Genomic DNA, 14,427 nt, shown 5'->3' on the forward strand with positions numbered 1-14,427 from the left:
GGACAGTGCATGCACGCAAGAAATTATAGGCACGTGAAAAATCGAGCCTACACACGGAAAGAATATGCTAGAGGCTTCCCGCCACCCAAAATTGTAAAGTTCACTATGGGTGATACGAAAGCTACCTTTGAAATTGAAGGTCAACTTATCTCTACCAAACGAGCCCAAGTGCGCCACAGTGCCTTAGAAGCCGCGCGTGTCGCTACAAACCGCGTCTTAATGGACAAACTCATAAACGATTACTACATGGTTGTCCATCCATACCCGCACATCATCCTGAGGGAAAACAAGATGATATTCGGCGCTCATGCTGACCGTCTCCAACAGGGAATGAGACGTTCCTTCGGAACAGCTATCGGCACAGCAGCAAAAGTAGAAGTAGACCAGCCCATAATAACTGTGAGAGTAAAAGCCGCAGCGGCTGAAATAGCCAAAGAGTCCCTAAAACGAGGAAGCGCAAAACTTCCAATAGCCTGTAAAATAGTTATCAACAAGATTCCAGTTTCTCCAAGCACCCCCGAAAAGGTTCAACCGGAGACGGAAACGCCTTGAATGTAGCAAAAGAGAAAGAATTGGTTTTATGGTTTGATGATATAAGAAACACTGATGTACCTATTGTCGGCGGCAAGAACGCCAGCTTGGGCGAAATGATCAATGCAGGCTTACCCGTTCCACCTGGGTTTGCGGTAACTGCCCATTCTTACGAGAAATTTATTTTAGAGAAAAAAATTGCAGAGAAAATCTACAAAATTCTTAAGGAAACAATCACAGACCCAAATGATCCTAAACAATATGATACAGCGTCAAAAAAGATTCGTGCACTAATAGAAAAAACTCCGATACCGAAGGCTATCGAGAAGGCTATAAAGCAGGCATATCTTGATTTGAACAAGCGCCTAGAGCTTGAGGACATGTTTGTTGCTGTCCGCTCAAGTGCCACAGCCGAAGATTTACCTGACGCATCGTTTGCGGGTCAACAAGAAACTTACCTCAACGTTAAAGGTGTTGACGACCTGCTTGCTAAAGTTGTGAAATGCTGGTCAAGCCTCTTCACGCCGCGAGCAATCTTCTACCGAAACGAGAAAGGCTTTGCACATGAAAAAGTCTTCATTAGCGTCGGTGTTCAAAAGATGGTTAACTCCAGAGCCGCCGGAGTCATGTTTAGCATAAACCCTGTTAGCGGTAACCATGACGAAATTGTTATTGAAGGTAACTATGGTCTCGGCGAATCAGTTGTTTCTGGTGCTGTTAATCCTGACGACTTTGTTGTGGACAAAAACACCTTACAAATTAAAGAGCGTCGAATTTCCCGCAAAACAATCAAGTACATTCGCGACCCCAAAACAGGTAAAACCGTGCACTTAGACGTTCCTGAGGCTGAGCAGAAAGTTACCTGCGTGAGCGACAAGGAAATCATTTTCCTTGCTGAACTTGCTAAACGCATCGAGAAGCATTATGGTAAACCCATGGATATTGAATGGGCAATCGACCAAGACCTGTCTTTCCCACAGAACATGATGCTAGTTCAAGCTCGCCCAGAAACCGTATTCGGTTCAAAAACAATGGAAGTACCTAAAATGGAAGAAACCAAAGCTCCCCAAGAAGCCCTAAAAATTGTTGTCCGTGGGATCTCTGCTGGCAGAAGAGGCTATGGCGCAGGCAAAGCCAAAGTTGTCCTAAACCCTGAAGATGCACACAGAGACATGACCAAAGGCGACATTCTCGTGACAACTATGACTGACCCTGACTTTGTGCCTTTTATGAAAATGGCAAGCGCCATCGTAACCGACAAAGGCGGAATCACCTCTCACGCAGCCATCGTGAGCCGAGAACTCAACATTCCCTGTGTTGTAGGCACTGAAATCGCTACACAGGTGATGAAGACAGGTCAAGAATATACTGTGGACTCAAGAAACGGAGTTATCTACGAAGGCATAATGGCACAAGCCGTTCAACCAGCAACAACCCAAAACGGCGGCGCAGTCACTCAAGTGGCAGATTCTGCTCCAGTAACTGCTACAAAAATCTACATGAACCTCGGAACCCCCGAGATGATTGAACAATACAAGAACCTGCCGTTCGAAGGCATCGGCTTAATGCGCACAGAATTCATCCTAGCCAGCGCCATAGGACAGCACCCAATGGCATTTGTCGATGCGGGTCAAGGACAACAATTCGTTGACAAACTCGCTGATGGCATAGCAACCGTTGCAAGAGCAATCCAGCCAAAACCAGTTGTAGTACGGTTAAGCGACTTCAAAACCAACGAGTACCGCGGATTAAAAGGAGGAGAAAAATACGAAATCCTCGAAGAAAATCCCATGCTCGGCTGGAGAGGTTGCAGCAGGTACATAAGCAAATGGTACATCCAAGCGTTCAGACTTGAGTGCCAAGCCATAAAGAAATGCCGCGCAGACTGGGGGCTCAAAAACGTCTACGTCATGCTGCCGATGGTTCGCACAGTCTGGGAAGCTAAAAAAGTACTTGAAATCATGAAGGAAGAAGGCTTAGAACGCAACAAAGACTTCAAAGTCTGGTTCATGGCTGAAACACCCTCAATCGCCATCATGGCAGACGAATTCAGCAAGCTTGTTGACGGCTTCAGCATAGGCTCAAACGACATGACACAAGGCGTACTCATGATTGACCGCGACTCCGAACGCTTAGGCCAAATGGGATACTTCGACGAACGCGACCCAGCAGTAAAACGCATCATTGCGCACCTAATTAAAATTGCACATGAAAACGGATGCACAGTCAGCATCTGCGGCGAAGGGCCATCGAACCTGCCTGACTTCGCAGAATTCCTTGTTCGCGCAGGAATCGACAGCATATCCGTAAACAACGATGCCGTAGTTACGACTAGAAAGAATATTGCAAGCATTGAGCAAAAGATAATTCTTGAACGCCTCGCTGAACAAGCAGCAATCGCTCGGGGTCAACCATTAAAGAAGCCAACTCCCGACTGGGAATGGCCACAGTAAACTGAGTCTGCACAAATCCAGTGCAACACTTATTTTTCCTTTGTTTTAATATTATCTTTATGGGTGGTAACGCTGTTAGCTTTTGATTTTGAAGAAGAGAGAATAAAGCAGGAAATAATCAAACGTGATGCCAAACGAGTTTTGATTCAGCTACCTCAAGGTCTAAAGCCCGAAGCAACTAAGCTGGCAAAGATTATTGAGAAGAGTGGTGCGCTTCCAATAATTTCATCAGACCCATGTTACGGAGCCTGCGACATAGCGGTTAATGAAGCAGATAGTTTAGGGGCAGGTTTGATAGTGCATTTTGGCCACTCTAAGATGGTTAAGCATGAGCAAGTGGCAACAATCTACGTTGAAGCAAGAGCCACCATAACCGTAGACAAGGCAGTAGAACAAGCGCTTCCCTTATTGAGGGACTACAAGAAAATCGGCTTAGCCACCAGCGTGCAGCATCTGCAAACACTAAACCAAGCCAGAGAAATCCTTGTCCGCGCTGGCAAAACAGTAATCATAGGCGACACAGGCAACATAAGCTACGCTGGCCAGGTCAGCGGTTGCAACTATAGCAACGTCAAATCAATCGCCAACGAGGTCGAAACTTTCCTTTTTGTCGGCGGCGGAATATTCCATGCCCTAGGCATAGCCTTGAGCACGTCTAAACCGACAATTGTAGCCGACCCATATGACGACAGAGCCTTTCCAATTAACGAGCAAGCACAGACAATTCTAAAGCAACGCTTCGCATCCATCCAAGAAGCAAAAAAAGCAAAAACCTTCGGAATCCTCATAGGACTCAAGCCAGGACAAAAACACCTTGAAACTGCCATAAAAACCAAAGAGCTAGCAGAAAAACATGAAAAAACAGTTATACTTTTGGCTGGCAGAGAATTTACTCCTGAAACGTTTATGGAATTTCCAAGCATTGACGCTTATGTTAATACGGCTTGCCCACGCATTTCGTTGGATGCTACTGGAAAGTTTCAAAAGCCAGTTTTAACCGTTAACGAGTTTATGGTGGTTTGCGGCGAAATTTCATGGGAGAGTTTACTCAAAAAAGGCTTATTCGAAAATTAGACTTAGAGCGGTTCCTCTCAAAAATCGCGCCTCAGCCAACCCCTCAGGCGCGTTTGGAGCAGTATACACTTTCTGAGCATGTTGCCTCAACGATGCTCTACATCGTTGCATACACACACAATGATATCGTTGGGAAGTCAGTGCTGGATTTGGGTTGTGGAACAGGCAGGCTATCGCTTGGAGCAGCGTATCTTGGTGCCGAAAGTGTTGTGGGTATTGATATTGACAGGTCAGCAATTGAAACCGCCCATGTAAACCAAAGAAAAACGGGTTTAGACAATGTTCAATGGATTCTTGGAGACATAAACGCAATCGGCGGCAAGTTTGATACTGTTCTTGAAAATCCCCCCTTTGGAGTACAGGCTCGTGAGGCTGACCGCCCCTTCTTAGTGAAAGCACTGCAAGCTGCGACATCAATTTATTCACTGCACAATCACCCTGAAACCGACCCACAGCTGATTAGGCAGCTTAAAGCCAGCCAAGGCTTCTTGCAAGTTCAACCTAACCCCTTCCTTGAGCGGTTCATCGCTAAGCATGGCGGCACTGTTAAAGCTGTATACGCTATGCTAATGACCATACCACGCATGTTTGATTTCCATAAAAAACTAAAACATGATTTCGTTATCGACATGTACGTCATAAAAAGGCTATAGTGTTCCCTGCTCTCTGAGAGGGATTAAATATGCTTATTAATCAAAAGGTTTATTGCGAGGAATAGAAACTTAGCATATGCATTCCAAAATCAAACTTATTTCGCAAAGATAAAGGGAAATCATCATGACTCTAAAACCTGCTGAACAAAAAAGTGGTCATTTAGTGTTGCCCGGCGACCGATTGGGCGTTATTGAAGAGTTCATCCCTGACTCAGGGACATACGTCAAAGACGGCGTCATATACTCTAAGATTGTAGGTCGTTCGCTATTAGATTTGCTAAACAAGCGAGTTTCTGTTTACCCAGTGGCCAATAGCGCGACTGTGCCGAAAGTTTCAACGGTTGTCATTGGGCAAATTGGCAACGCTCAATCTGACAATGTTTTGGTGAAAATCTTTAAAATTGGAAAAAAGAAACTAACAGGCAACTTCGGCGGTATTCTTCATGTTTCTGATGTTTCCGACCGTTATGTTAACGCCATGAGCGATGTTTGTAAGCCTGGAGACATTGTTAGGGCTAAAGTTATCAGCGAAAAGAACAAAATCTATCATTTGTCAACCAATGACAAGGGCTTAGGTGTCCTGTACGCTTTCTGTTCAAAATGCGGAAATCTGCTTGAGCAACAGCGCTATGATTTAAAATGCTCTAAATGTGGAAGTGTTGAGAGACGAAAACTTGCTCCTGACTATGGAAAAGAACCACTTTGAGGAGAGAAAAAGGCATGAAAGTAAATGTCTTGAAAAGATCTGATAAGGAATTAAAGATTGAAATTCAAGGTTCAAGCCACGGCTTATGCAACCTACTGCAGAAGAGGCTTTTAGAGGACAAAAGAGTGGACTTCGCAGGCTACGATGTCCCCCATCCTTTAGCGTCAAGCCCAATCATTTATGTTCGAATGAAAGGCAGAACTAAGCCTGAGGACGCTTTGATTGAGGCTGCCGAGAAAGTTCGTGCAGCAAACGATGCTTTCGGCAAAGAGTTAGACCGTGTTCTAAAAGCTAAGAAGTAACTTCCCCTATTTTTCAAACCTTTTAGCCTCTTAGCGTGCGTGCTGGCGTAATTGGTTTTAATTAAGAAGCGGTAGCTATATTAATTGAATTGAATAGTTTAAGGCGTTAAAGCTTGAGTCGCCCAAAAAGGTTCCGCGTTATAAAATCTGAGATTCGAGTGCTCGGCATAGATGATGGTCAGTTTACTCCTCACACGCAAGGCACTGTGATTGTGGTCGGGGTTGTTTTCCGCGGGGGCTGCTGGATTGACGGCGTCATGCATACTAGAATTGCCATTGACGGGTTAGATGCTACAGAAAAGTTGGCTTTGATGATTAATGATTCGCCTCACCGTAAGCAGTTGCGGATAGTAATGTTAAATGGGCTGACGTTTGCAGGTTTCAACATTGTTGACATTAAACGGCTTAATGTGGCAACTGGACTTCCAGTCATAGTGTTAACCAGAGATATGCCCGATTTAGAAGCGATTCACCAAGCGCTCAAAAACTTGCCCGATAGCGAGGAGCGAAGGCGTATGGTGCTTGAGGCTGGAGAAATCCACGAGGTCAATTGTAAGGGGTCGAAAAGTTACATGGGGCTGGCTGGTATTTCACTGCCAGATGCTTTGAGGATTGTTGAGTTAACTTCTACTAGGAGTAGTTATCCTGAACCGTTGCGTGTTGCCCATCTAATCGCTTCTGGTATCAGCCCTTGAGAGGGCGATTTAGAAAAAGTTTAAAAGTCTCAATGCTAAGGGAATCAAAAACGGATACGGTGTAAACGAAACATGGAATTCTGCCCCAGATGCGGTTCGCGGTTGGAACCGAAAAAATCTAAGAGTGGCAAAGAAGCAACTCTGGTTCTTGCGTGCCCAAAATGCGGCTATAAGAAGTCTGAAGCTGGTAAAAAAGTTGAGGTTAAAGTTGCGCCGAAAAAAGTTATTCAGCATAATCCTCAGCAGTTTGTAGCCGTCATCGGTAAAGAAGAACAGAAACTTAGCACTCTGCCTACTGTGCGCATTGAATGTCCCAAGTGTGGGAACAATACGGCTTACGTTTGGCAAGTGCAAACGCGCGGGGCAGACGAGTCTTCGACACAGTTTTTGCGTTGCACTAAATGTAATTATACGTTTAGAGAATACAGTTAACCCTGTTTCTTTTTTACTTTTAGGGGTTTCTCGGCTTTCCACCACTTTTTAGCTAACTCTTGCACGTTTGTGGGTTTATCTAGAAGAATTTATTTATTAGCTCACAGTGTAATGATAAGCGATATAACTTTACAGTGTAATAAGCATTAGAGCGAGGAAGAGAAGAGCATGTTTAAGCTTAAAGTGTCTGACGCTAAACTCCTAAGAGATATGGCTACAGCCATTTCCATTCTTGTAGATGAAGCAACCTTCAAAATTGACTCTGAAGGGTTAAAACTCCGCGCCATGGATCCGTCACGCGTAGCAATGATTGATTTTGAATGGCCAAAAAGCCTATTTCAGGAATATGAAGCTACCGAACCATCAAAGGTTTGCCTTAATATTAGTGAGTTACTAAAACTCCTAAAGCGTGCTGGTAAGGACGAGTCAGTTGAGTTATCTCTCGACGATAAGACTGGGCGGTTACTAGTAACTATTGCTGGTAAGTATAGTCGTAACTTTACGATGCCTACGCTTGAAGCCTCTGAAGAAGAAGTGCCCACGCCCAAGATTACTTTTAACGTTAAAGCGAAAACCACTACTCAGGGCTTGAGTCAAGCTATTGAAGATGCACAGCTTGTGAGCGACCATGTGCGCATTGAGGCTGAGCCAGAAAAGTTGACTCTTACTGCTTCGGGTGACTTGATGGGTGCAACCATTACTCTTCAGAAGGGCAGTGATGCTTTGCTTGATTTGGAAGTTAAAGAAAGTGCAAAAGCAACCTTTAGCTTAAGCTACCTCTCAGAAATCATCAAGGCTGCGGCGGCTACATCAGAGATTGCAACGCTAGAGTTCTCCACGGACATGCCTGTTAGGATAGACTTTCAGCAGACAAAAGAGGGCAAATTAACGTTCTTCTTGGCGCCAAGAATCGAAACCGAATAATGTGACAACCTTGCAGATGGAAACGGCGGGTTTCACTAGAGTTGACTTGGCGAAGTACCCTTTCTTAAAAGACACGGCTGAATACATTAAGCCTTTAGACCTGCAGATAGGCGACTTAAAAAGCGTAGGAATGGACCAAATTCTAAAGCGTGCTGAAGAGCGAGTTAACGAAGCAATCGAGCACCGCATAGTTACAAGGAACCTCAAGAAGTTAGACCTTGAAATTCTCTCTTTTCCCGTGGCAATCCTGCTTGTGGTAGCCACTGAGAACTCGCTTATTAAAAAACGGTATGCTCTGTCGGAGGCAAAGCAGGCTACAAATGACTTAGTCCTTGAGCCTAAAGAAAAAGTTCTCAAAGTCGCCTTAGATTTTGGGTGGAAGATAACGCTAAACCAAAAAGAAACTAGCGAATCTCCATTAGAATTCCTTGTTCACTTTACTGATTACCTGAGAAACACAGGTCACCTGCATGATAAAAAATGGAAGCTGACAAACAGTATCCTCTCAAACGGCAAGATTTACTTAAACCAAAAAGATGTAGCGCGGCTTCTGCAGGAAGAGATTCGCAGGCGCATCGAGAAAAGGCTTGAGGCAAAACTTCCACATTACCCTGAGGAACTCAGCATTATAGCTGAAAGAATAAAGAAATTGGCGGCTGAGAAACTTGGGCAAGGTGAAATGGAAGAGTTTCCCAAGGTTGTTGTGCAAGCTGCTTTTCCTCCCTGCATTAATGCTTTGTATGCTGATATGGCTGCGAATCATCACCTTTCGCATATTGGTCGCTTCACGTTAACTTCTTTTCTTGTTAACATCGGCATGTCGCCTGAGAATGTGGCTGAACTGTTCAAGAGTTTTTCAGACTTCAATGAACGGTTAACACGCTACCAAATCGAACATATCGCGGGGGAGCGCGGCTCGGCAACACGATATACTCCGCCTCAATGTTCAACTCTGCAAACGCACGGTGTCTGCAAGAACCGCGATGAGTTGTGCCGCCGCGTTTATCATCCGCTTGCATATTACAGACGCAAGCAAGCTACTTTGAAACCAGCCTAAGTCTGAAAATTTGTTGTCTTGCATGTTCAGTTAAGATTTATTAGTCAATTTCTGAATAGTAAACTGAAGGCTTTTTATGTGTCATCAATTAATAAGCGATAATATGGTACCCTCTCAGATCGGAGTAATTCTCCCAACCTATCGAGAAGCTGACAATGTTTCAAAATTAATTGATGACCTTGAAGGCTTGAATTTGGATGTCTCGATTTTAGTTATTGACGATTCCAGTCCCGACCACACAGCCGAAATTGTCCAGAAGAAACAGAAGGAATACGATAATGTGCTATTGTATGTTAGACCCAAAAAAAGTGGGTTAGGTTCAGCCATAACTGACGGCTTTAAATTTTTCTTGTCATCAAAACAGGTTCCTCGGTACATTGTGACTATGGATGCTGATTACTCGCATGATCCAAAGGCGCTTCCCCAACTTTTATCAAAGATGAATAATGACAGTTGCGGAATAGTTATCGGTAGCAGGTACGTAAAAGGTGGAAAAATTGTTGGCTGGCCATCAACAAGGAAAATTATAAGTAAAGTTGCTAATTATGTCGCTAAGGCTTCTTTAGGATTGAAACTGAAAGATTGCACTAGCGGTTACCGTTGTTACTCAACGCGGTTTCTGAAATTAGTCATTGGAAGTTTGCATAGCCAGACTTATGAGATCCAGATAGAAACTGTACGGCAAGCCGTTTTAAGAAATTTCAGTGTTAAAGAAACACCCATTGTCTTTATGAACAGGAAACATGGAAAATCAAAACTCACGTGGACTGAAATCACAAGTTTTATTTCTTACACGCTCAAAGCAACCTTACATCTTTAGGAGTAATGCAGATAAGGGCTTGATAATTCTCAGCAGGGGACGACGGCGGCGCTTGATGAAGAGATTCGGCACAAACAGAATTTTTCTCTTGTTTTCCATCATGGTTTTGGTATTAAGCATCATCCTTGCTGTTGTAAGCTTGTTTCCAGTAGCCACAGGCGAAAGGCAATCAACTGTCATAATTAACGATTCATTCAATTTAAGCCCGAATGAAACACGAAGACAAGGATTGGGGTCCTTTCACGGTAAAGAACAAAACATTTCTGTGTTGGTAGCGTCCCAAACAACTTTTCTGAAAAATTTTTCAATTGTAACCTATAGTGGGGTGCTTTATTCTAATTATTCAAACGTGGATATAGCTTTCACTTTTCCAGCAGGTGCTGACTACTACGAAGCAGTATTCTTCTCTAACGCGTCTAACGCTGGTATGGTACATTTTGAAGTATCTGTTGAAAATGCTGAGGTAACTTTTCCTTTTTCATGGTTAACTACTCCTGCAAAAATCATGTTTTTAATTAGTTTGGGTTTAGTGATGCTCTGTGTGTTGAGGCTTGTATTAGCCAAGCAAACCTTCTCATTTAATGGGGCACCATTGTTGCTGGGTCAAACTGGTCGTCGCCGTTTACGAGCGTTGGTTTTGCTTTCTCTTGCGGTTTGGCTTGTTCTTTTAGCGGTGAATTCTACTCCACTTGCTACCTTCGAGAATTGGTACACTGACCATGCAAGACACTCGTATGTTTCCAGTCTCTTCTTCAAAGACGGTTTCTCAGTTTTTGACCAATCGTTAGGACAGTTAGCAAGCCAAGACAACTCACCCGTTAAGTTTGTGACTTGGCCTGAAATGCCTCACGTGTACCCTTTGGGTAGCATTTTGCTTTTTTCACCATTTGGCGCTTTGTTGCAGAACGGGGTTGACGCAGTTATGGTTTACAAACTTGAGATTGCGCTCTTCTTAGTTATAGCTCATGTTTGTTTGTATTTCTTCTTAAACTCTTATTGGGAAAAAGATATGAACATGTTGCTGAAGCTTGTGGGTGTTTACATAATCTATGTTACTTTGATAATTTATGCCGCCAACGGCATGTTTGATTCAGTTCCTTTCCTGTTTGCCCTGCTGGCGTTAACAATGTTTCTAACAGAGCGTTACGACCTCTTCTTCTTGCTCATCGCCGTCTCGTTGTTTTTTAAATATCAAACAGGAATTTTTCTTGCACCCTTAATTGTCGTAGCTTTTCTAAAGTTGTATGATAAGAATCAACTCAGCGGTTTACTGCGAAACAAACCTGTTCTTGGCGGTACTGCCTTTATGGTTGCAAGCGGGGTAACGGCTTGTTTGAGTGCGCCTTTTCTTATGAACACCAGACCCGAGTTGGTGATGAATGGTATCAACGCTTTTTCCTCTAACACTCAAATCTCTTGGAGCCTGCAGTCTTCCTCTGTTTTATTGGCGCTTGCAATTACCTTATTATACGTGCTCTATATGCTAAATAAGAATAGTTTGCTTGCTTTCTCAGCGCTTTTCCTCTTGTTACCGAGCTTTATGTTACCTTACTTCCAAAACTGGTATTTACCCTTCATATTCATTTACGTGCTAATTCCTCAACAGAAAAAAGAGTTGGAAGCAACAGTTATTTGGCTTATCTTCATGATTTTTGTGCTCTCGTTTGGCGGCGCCGCCTTCAATCCCTTTAGCCTTTTTGAGCACTTCCAATATATGCTGAGGCACGTGATTTTCAATTTCTGTTTAATAATTTGACTTGTAATTTATTGACAGTTTTAAAGTGCCGAGTTGGTTATAGTTAAATTTAGGAAACCCCAATTACTAACAAAAGAGGGAGCGTGTGAGGCAACTGGAGGCTTCTAGAGATTTCGTCTACCAAAAGTTCTGCGAATACTACCAAGACCCCGCCACAGTTATTCCCGCACCTGTTGGGTTTGACCAAAGAGAATTCGGCTACCTAATGTTCAAAGAACGATTCATGGTTAGACACAAAAAGTTTACCAGTTTCAACAACTTCCGAGTAGTTCTTGCCCAGACTGTGCCCTCAGATGTTTATCATTCATGTGCCTATTATGAAAACCCTGACTTTGAGATGGACAAGAAAGGCTGGTTAGGCGCAGACTTGGTCTTTGACATAGACGCAGACCACATACCTACCAGTTGCAACAAAATCCACGACGAATTCACGTGCACTAAATGCGGCTTTAGCGGCAGAGGAATAACACCCGAGGAATGTCCCTGCTGCGGCGCAACCAAGTTTGCAGCCAAAACTTGGGCTTGCGACCTCTGCATAGAATCCGCTCGAGACGAAGCCGTTAAGTTGCTTGATATGCTTGCGAATGATTTCGGCTTCTCAACTGACGAGTTGCATGTGTTCTTCTCTGGGCACCGCGGTTACCACGTGCATGTAGAGGAGGAAACGGTTCGCTCGCTGGATGCTATGGCAAGAAAAGAGATTGTTGATTACGTTACTGGCTTAGGCTTAACAGTTTTGGATAGGGAAGCCACGGAACGTCGGGGCAAACGTTCTGTTGCTAAAAAGTTTAGTTTGCACAACTTCGGCTGGAACAAGCGGTTGAAATTGGGGATGGAAAATTTTCTGCAAACCGCCACCAAAGAAGAACTCAAAGCCGTAGGCATCAAAAACGCTGCACTTCTAAACAACAAAGAAACCATAATCAAACGCGCCATAAACGAAGGCAGATGGGAAAGCATCAAAGGCGTGAGCGTTCAAACATGGCTAAAACTCGCCGAACACGTAAAAGACACACAAGCATCAAAAATTGACACGGTTGTAACCACGGATATTCACCGTTTAATCCGAATGAACGGCACCCTGCACGGCAAAACGGGACTAAAAAAAGTTGAGTTTCCAGCCAAAGACTTGGCGGATTTTGACCCGTTTTCTGGAGCAGTAGCTTTTAAAAAGGGTGAAGTGAAAGTGTTGGTGTCTGATGCGCCAGAGTTTAGGATGAGTGGGGAAACGTTTGGTCCATACAAAAACGAGACGGTTGAGCTGCCCATTGCTGCGGCAGTGTTGCTTATCTGTAAGAGGCGGGCTGAGGTGGCAAACTAGTGTATAATGAACTTTACTCGGCATGGCTAAGAGAAACCACTGAGAAATCCCTTGGTGGTTTACCACCTGACTTTTACGCACGCATCAAAGACTACATAAAACGCATTAATCAAGAAGACAAATCGCTTGACAAAAGATCCGTAAAGATAAACTTGCTTGAGCATGAAGCGCAAAATGTTAAACGCATGCTTGAGGAACTGCTAAAATTAAGGTACCAAAAAATAATCGACGCCGTCACGGAACTTCAAAAAGTGCCGTCAGAATTGTTAACGGTTGAAGAAACCAAACTGTGCGAGTGTTTTCTCACCTTTACTGATAACTACCAAAAGTTCTCTGAAAGCTTGATGCAGGGGCAATCTGCAACCAAACTTGACGTATCCACTGCCTCATGCGGCGCCCCCTCAGTGGCTAATAAGCGGTTGACAGTCCGCTTTTCGAAAAGCATTCCAGCAATCATGGGCGCTGACCTCAAGTCGTATGGCCCGTTTGCCGCTGAGGACGTGGCTTCTCTGCCAGCGGATAACGCGAAGATTTTGGTTAAACAGGGTTTAGCCGTTTTGGTTGACGTTTCCTAGCGGCACTGTGGGCGCGGCTTGTTTTTTACCGTTGAATTTTCGGTAGAGTTTTTGGCTTGCTATGATAAGTAGCGGGTAGGAGATTATCCATGCCATTGCGTAGAGTGGCCCGTAGTAGAAGTGGAACATTTGCACTTGGTTTGAGTTTGTGCCAAACTCCATGCCAATGGTGAATATGGTTGCGATACGTAGCACGTTGATGAAGTAGGTGACTATGATGCCCATGCTAAAGTATCCTATTCTTGCCCTCCACGACATTGGAATCCGCTTCAAAAACAACAAGGTCACAGCCGTGAAAATCAGCAAGCTCTCGATGCCTGCGCATGGCCACGCTATCGCGAACTTTGCTGTTCCCAACGGTCCAGTGGCTTGTATGGTCGGCATGCCCGTGCCGACTTCGGTTCCAAGCACTGCAGTGTAGCCCATTAAGCCAAGCAGATTAGATGCCAGCATGGCAGTTGTCGGCACAAGTAGCTGGAAAGGTGTGAACTCTCCATACGGAAATACGTTGTCTATAGTATAGAGAATGCCCACTAGCGCCACGAATATGGCTGGCAAAATAAACGCCATCAAGCCTTTTTTTCCGTACAACAGAAGCGTTGTCAGGCAGAACAAGCCTGAGAAAACAAGGTATTCGATGGCAAGCGGCATAGAATCGTAAAAAGCAACCCCGCTTGTCTGTGCCCAGTTTGCGATTGCACCGTTCAAACCAAAATAGTTCGCCAGCACCACGTACAACGTTGGTAGTAGCAGCGCCACTGTAAGGGCGACTAGGCGTGTCTTGTTTTGCCTGCTGATTTTCGGCACGATTTTTTCCCAACTCAAAATAAACTCCAGAGCTATGAGCCAGACAAAGAACAACAGGAAGGTTCTGCCTTTCCACATGAAGTTAAACGAGTCCTGCCCCGACAGCTTGAGGTAGGGGTCATAGGGGTTAAGCAAGAACAACAACGCTAAGGGTACAATGAACGCGATTATGGGCAATAACTTGAGCGCGGTTGCTCTGCTTTGCTGAAAAGAATTTTTCATCGAGGAAATCATTCCTTTAATCAAGATAAAATTTAAAGTTATTCCAATTTAAAAAAGGCTATGCCCATCGATTAAGGCTTCACTGCGCAAAGAACGACC

At 44.2% G+C, this 14,427-nt stretch carries 15 protein-coding genes; 14 read left to right on the forward strand and 1 reads right to left on the reverse strand.

Features of this window, described 5'->3' with window-relative positions:
- The first annotated feature begins 9 nt into the window (after positions 1-9).
- From NWE95_09840 to NWE95_09905, 14 genes are all read left to right on the forward strand, one after another.
- The gene (locus NWE95_09840; protein MCW4004196.1) at positions 10-552 is read left to right on the forward strand and encodes a 50S ribosomal protein L16; all 543 of its coding nucleotides are present in this window, start codon (positions 10-12) and stop codon (positions 550-552) included.
- Complete coding sequence (gene ppsA / locus NWE95_09845; GenBank protein MCW4004197.1) at positions 549-2,984, forward strand: phosphoenolpyruvate synthase; 2,436 nt, start codon at positions 549-551, stop codon at positions 2,982-2,984. The genes NWE95_09840 and ppsA overlap by 4 nt, the downstream gene beginning before the upstream one ends.
- 63 nt (positions 2,985-3,047) lie before the next feature.
- Positions 3,048-4,058 (forward strand): diphthamide biosynthesis enzyme Dph2, encoded by a 1,011-nt coding sequence (gene dph2, locus NWE95_09850; GenBank protein ID MCW4004198.1) that lies wholly within the window; start codon positions 3,048-3,050, stop codon positions 4,056-4,058.
- A complete protein-coding gene (locus NWE95_09855; GenBank protein MCW4004199.1) occupies positions 4,019-4,711 on the forward strand; it encodes an METTL5 family protein in 693 nt (230 codons plus the stop codon). Before dph2 ends, NWE95_09855 begins: the two co-directional genes overlap by 40 nt.
- Positions 4,712-4,835: 124 nt before the next feature.
- Entirely contained in the window at positions 4,836-5,417 is a 582-nt protein-coding gene (locus NWE95_09860; GenBank protein ID MCW4004200.1) for an exosome complex RNA-binding protein Csl4, read from the forward strand.
- 14 nt (positions 5,418-5,431) lie between these two features.
- The gene (locus tag NWE95_09865) at positions 5,432-5,719 is read left to right on the forward strand and encodes a DNA-directed RNA polymerase subunit L (protein ID MCW4004201.1); all 288 of its coding nucleotides are present in this window, start codon (positions 5,432-5,434) and stop codon (positions 5,717-5,719) included.
- Positions 5,720-5,832: 113 nt separating this feature from the next.
- Positions 5,833-6,414 (forward strand): DUF99 family protein, encoded by a 582-nt coding sequence (locus NWE95_09870; protein MCW4004202.1) that lies wholly within the window; start codon positions 5,833-5,835, stop codon positions 6,412-6,414.
- A gap of 72 nt (positions 6,415-6,486) precedes the next feature.
- Complete coding sequence (locus NWE95_09875; protein ID MCW4004203.1) at positions 6,487-6,846, forward strand: transcription factor S; 360 nt, start codon at positions 6,487-6,489, stop codon at positions 6,844-6,846.
- A 168-nt stretch (positions 6,847-7,014) separates the two neighbouring features.
- On the forward strand, positions 7,015-7,770 hold the full coding sequence (pcn, locus tag NWE95_09880; protein ID MCW4004204.1) for a proliferating cell nuclear antigen (pcna): 756 nt from the start codon (positions 7,015-7,017) through the stop codon (positions 7,768-7,770).
- Between the two features lie 16 nt (positions 7,771-7,786).
- Positions 7,787-8,827, forward strand: coding sequence for a DNA primase large subunit PriL (locus tag NWE95_09885; GenBank protein MCW4004205.1), 1,041 nt, complete (start codon positions 7,787-7,789; stop codon positions 8,825-8,827).
- A 103-nt stretch (positions 8,828-8,930) separates the two neighbouring features.
- Positions 8,931-9,647, forward strand: coding sequence for a polyprenol monophosphomannose synthase (locus NWE95_09890; protein ID MCW4004206.1), 717 nt, complete (start codon positions 8,931-8,933; stop codon positions 9,645-9,647).
- 52 nt (positions 9,648-9,699) lie between these two features.
- Positions 9,700-11,403 (forward strand): hypothetical protein, encoded by a 1,704-nt coding sequence (locus NWE95_09895; protein ID MCW4004207.1) that lies wholly within the window; start codon positions 9,700-9,702, stop codon positions 11,401-11,403.
- Positions 11,404-11,488: 85 nt separating this feature from the next.
- Positions 11,489-12,724 carry a DNA primase small subunit PriS gene (locus NWE95_09900; GenBank protein ID MCW4004208.1) on the forward strand — a complete coding sequence of 412 codons (1,236 nt, stop codon included), beginning with the start codon at positions 11,489-11,491 and terminating at the stop codon, positions 12,722-12,724.
- Complete coding sequence (locus NWE95_09905; protein MCW4004209.1) at positions 12,724-13,299, forward strand: hypothetical protein; 576 nt, start codon at positions 12,724-12,726, stop codon at positions 13,297-13,299. The genes NWE95_09900 and NWE95_09905 overlap by 1 nt, the downstream gene beginning before the upstream one ends.
- On the opposite strand, the gene NWE95_09910 is transcribed toward NWE95_09905, so the two are convergent.
- Positions 13,273-14,328 carry an archaeosortase/exosortase family protein gene (locus tag NWE95_09910; GenBank protein MCW4004210.1) on the reverse strand — a complete coding sequence of 352 codons (1,056 nt, stop codon included), beginning with the start codon at positions 14,326-14,328 and terminating at the stop codon, positions 13,273-13,275. The genes NWE95_09905 and NWE95_09910 overlap by 27 nt on opposite strands.
- Between the last annotated feature and the right edge of the window lie 99 nt (positions 14,329-14,427).

The organism is Candidatus Bathyarchaeota archaeon (genome assembly GCA_026014725.1).
Lineage (GTDB): Archaea > Thermoproteota > Bathyarchaeia > Bathyarchaeales > Bathycorpusculaceae > Bathycorpusculum.

What these genes read in the sequence shown, in the direction of transcription:
- NWE95_09840 (MCW4004196.1), top strand. Translation starts at nt 10, where the DNA reads ATGCACGCAAGAAATTATAGGCACGTGAAAAATCGAGCCTACACACGG.
- NWE95_09855 (MCW4004199.1), top strand. Translation starts at nt 4,019, where the DNA reads ATGGGAGAGTTTACTCAAAAAAGGCTTATTCGAAAATTAGACTTAGAG.
- NWE95_09860 (MCW4004200.1), top strand. Translation starts at nt 4,836, where the DNA reads ATGACTCTAAAACCTGCTGAACAAAAAAGTGGTCATTTAGTGTTGCCC.
- NWE95_09865 (MCW4004201.1), top strand. Translation starts at nt 5,432, where the DNA reads ATGAAAGTAAATGTCTTGAAAAGATCTGATAAGGAATTAAAGATTGAA.
- NWE95_09875 (MCW4004203.1), top strand. Translation starts at nt 6,487, where the DNA reads ATGGAATTCTGCCCCAGATGCGGTTCGCGGTTGGAACCGAAAAAATCT.
- pcn (MCW4004204.1), top strand. Translation starts at nt 7,015, where the DNA reads ATGTTTAAGCTTAAAGTGTCTGACGCTAAACTCCTAAGAGATATGGCT.
- NWE95_09885 (MCW4004205.1), top strand. Translation starts at nt 7,787, where the DNA reads ATGGAAACGGCGGGTTTCACTAGAGTTGACTTGGCGAAGTACCCTTTC.
- NWE95_09890 (MCW4004206.1), top strand. Translation starts at nt 8,931, where the DNA reads ATGGTACCCTCTCAGATCGGAGTAATTCTCCCAACCTATCGAGAAGCT.
- NWE95_09910 (MCW4004210.1), bottom strand. Translation starts at nt 14,328, where the DNA reads ATGAAAAATTCTTTTCAGCAAAGCAGAGCAACCGCGCTCAAGTTATTG.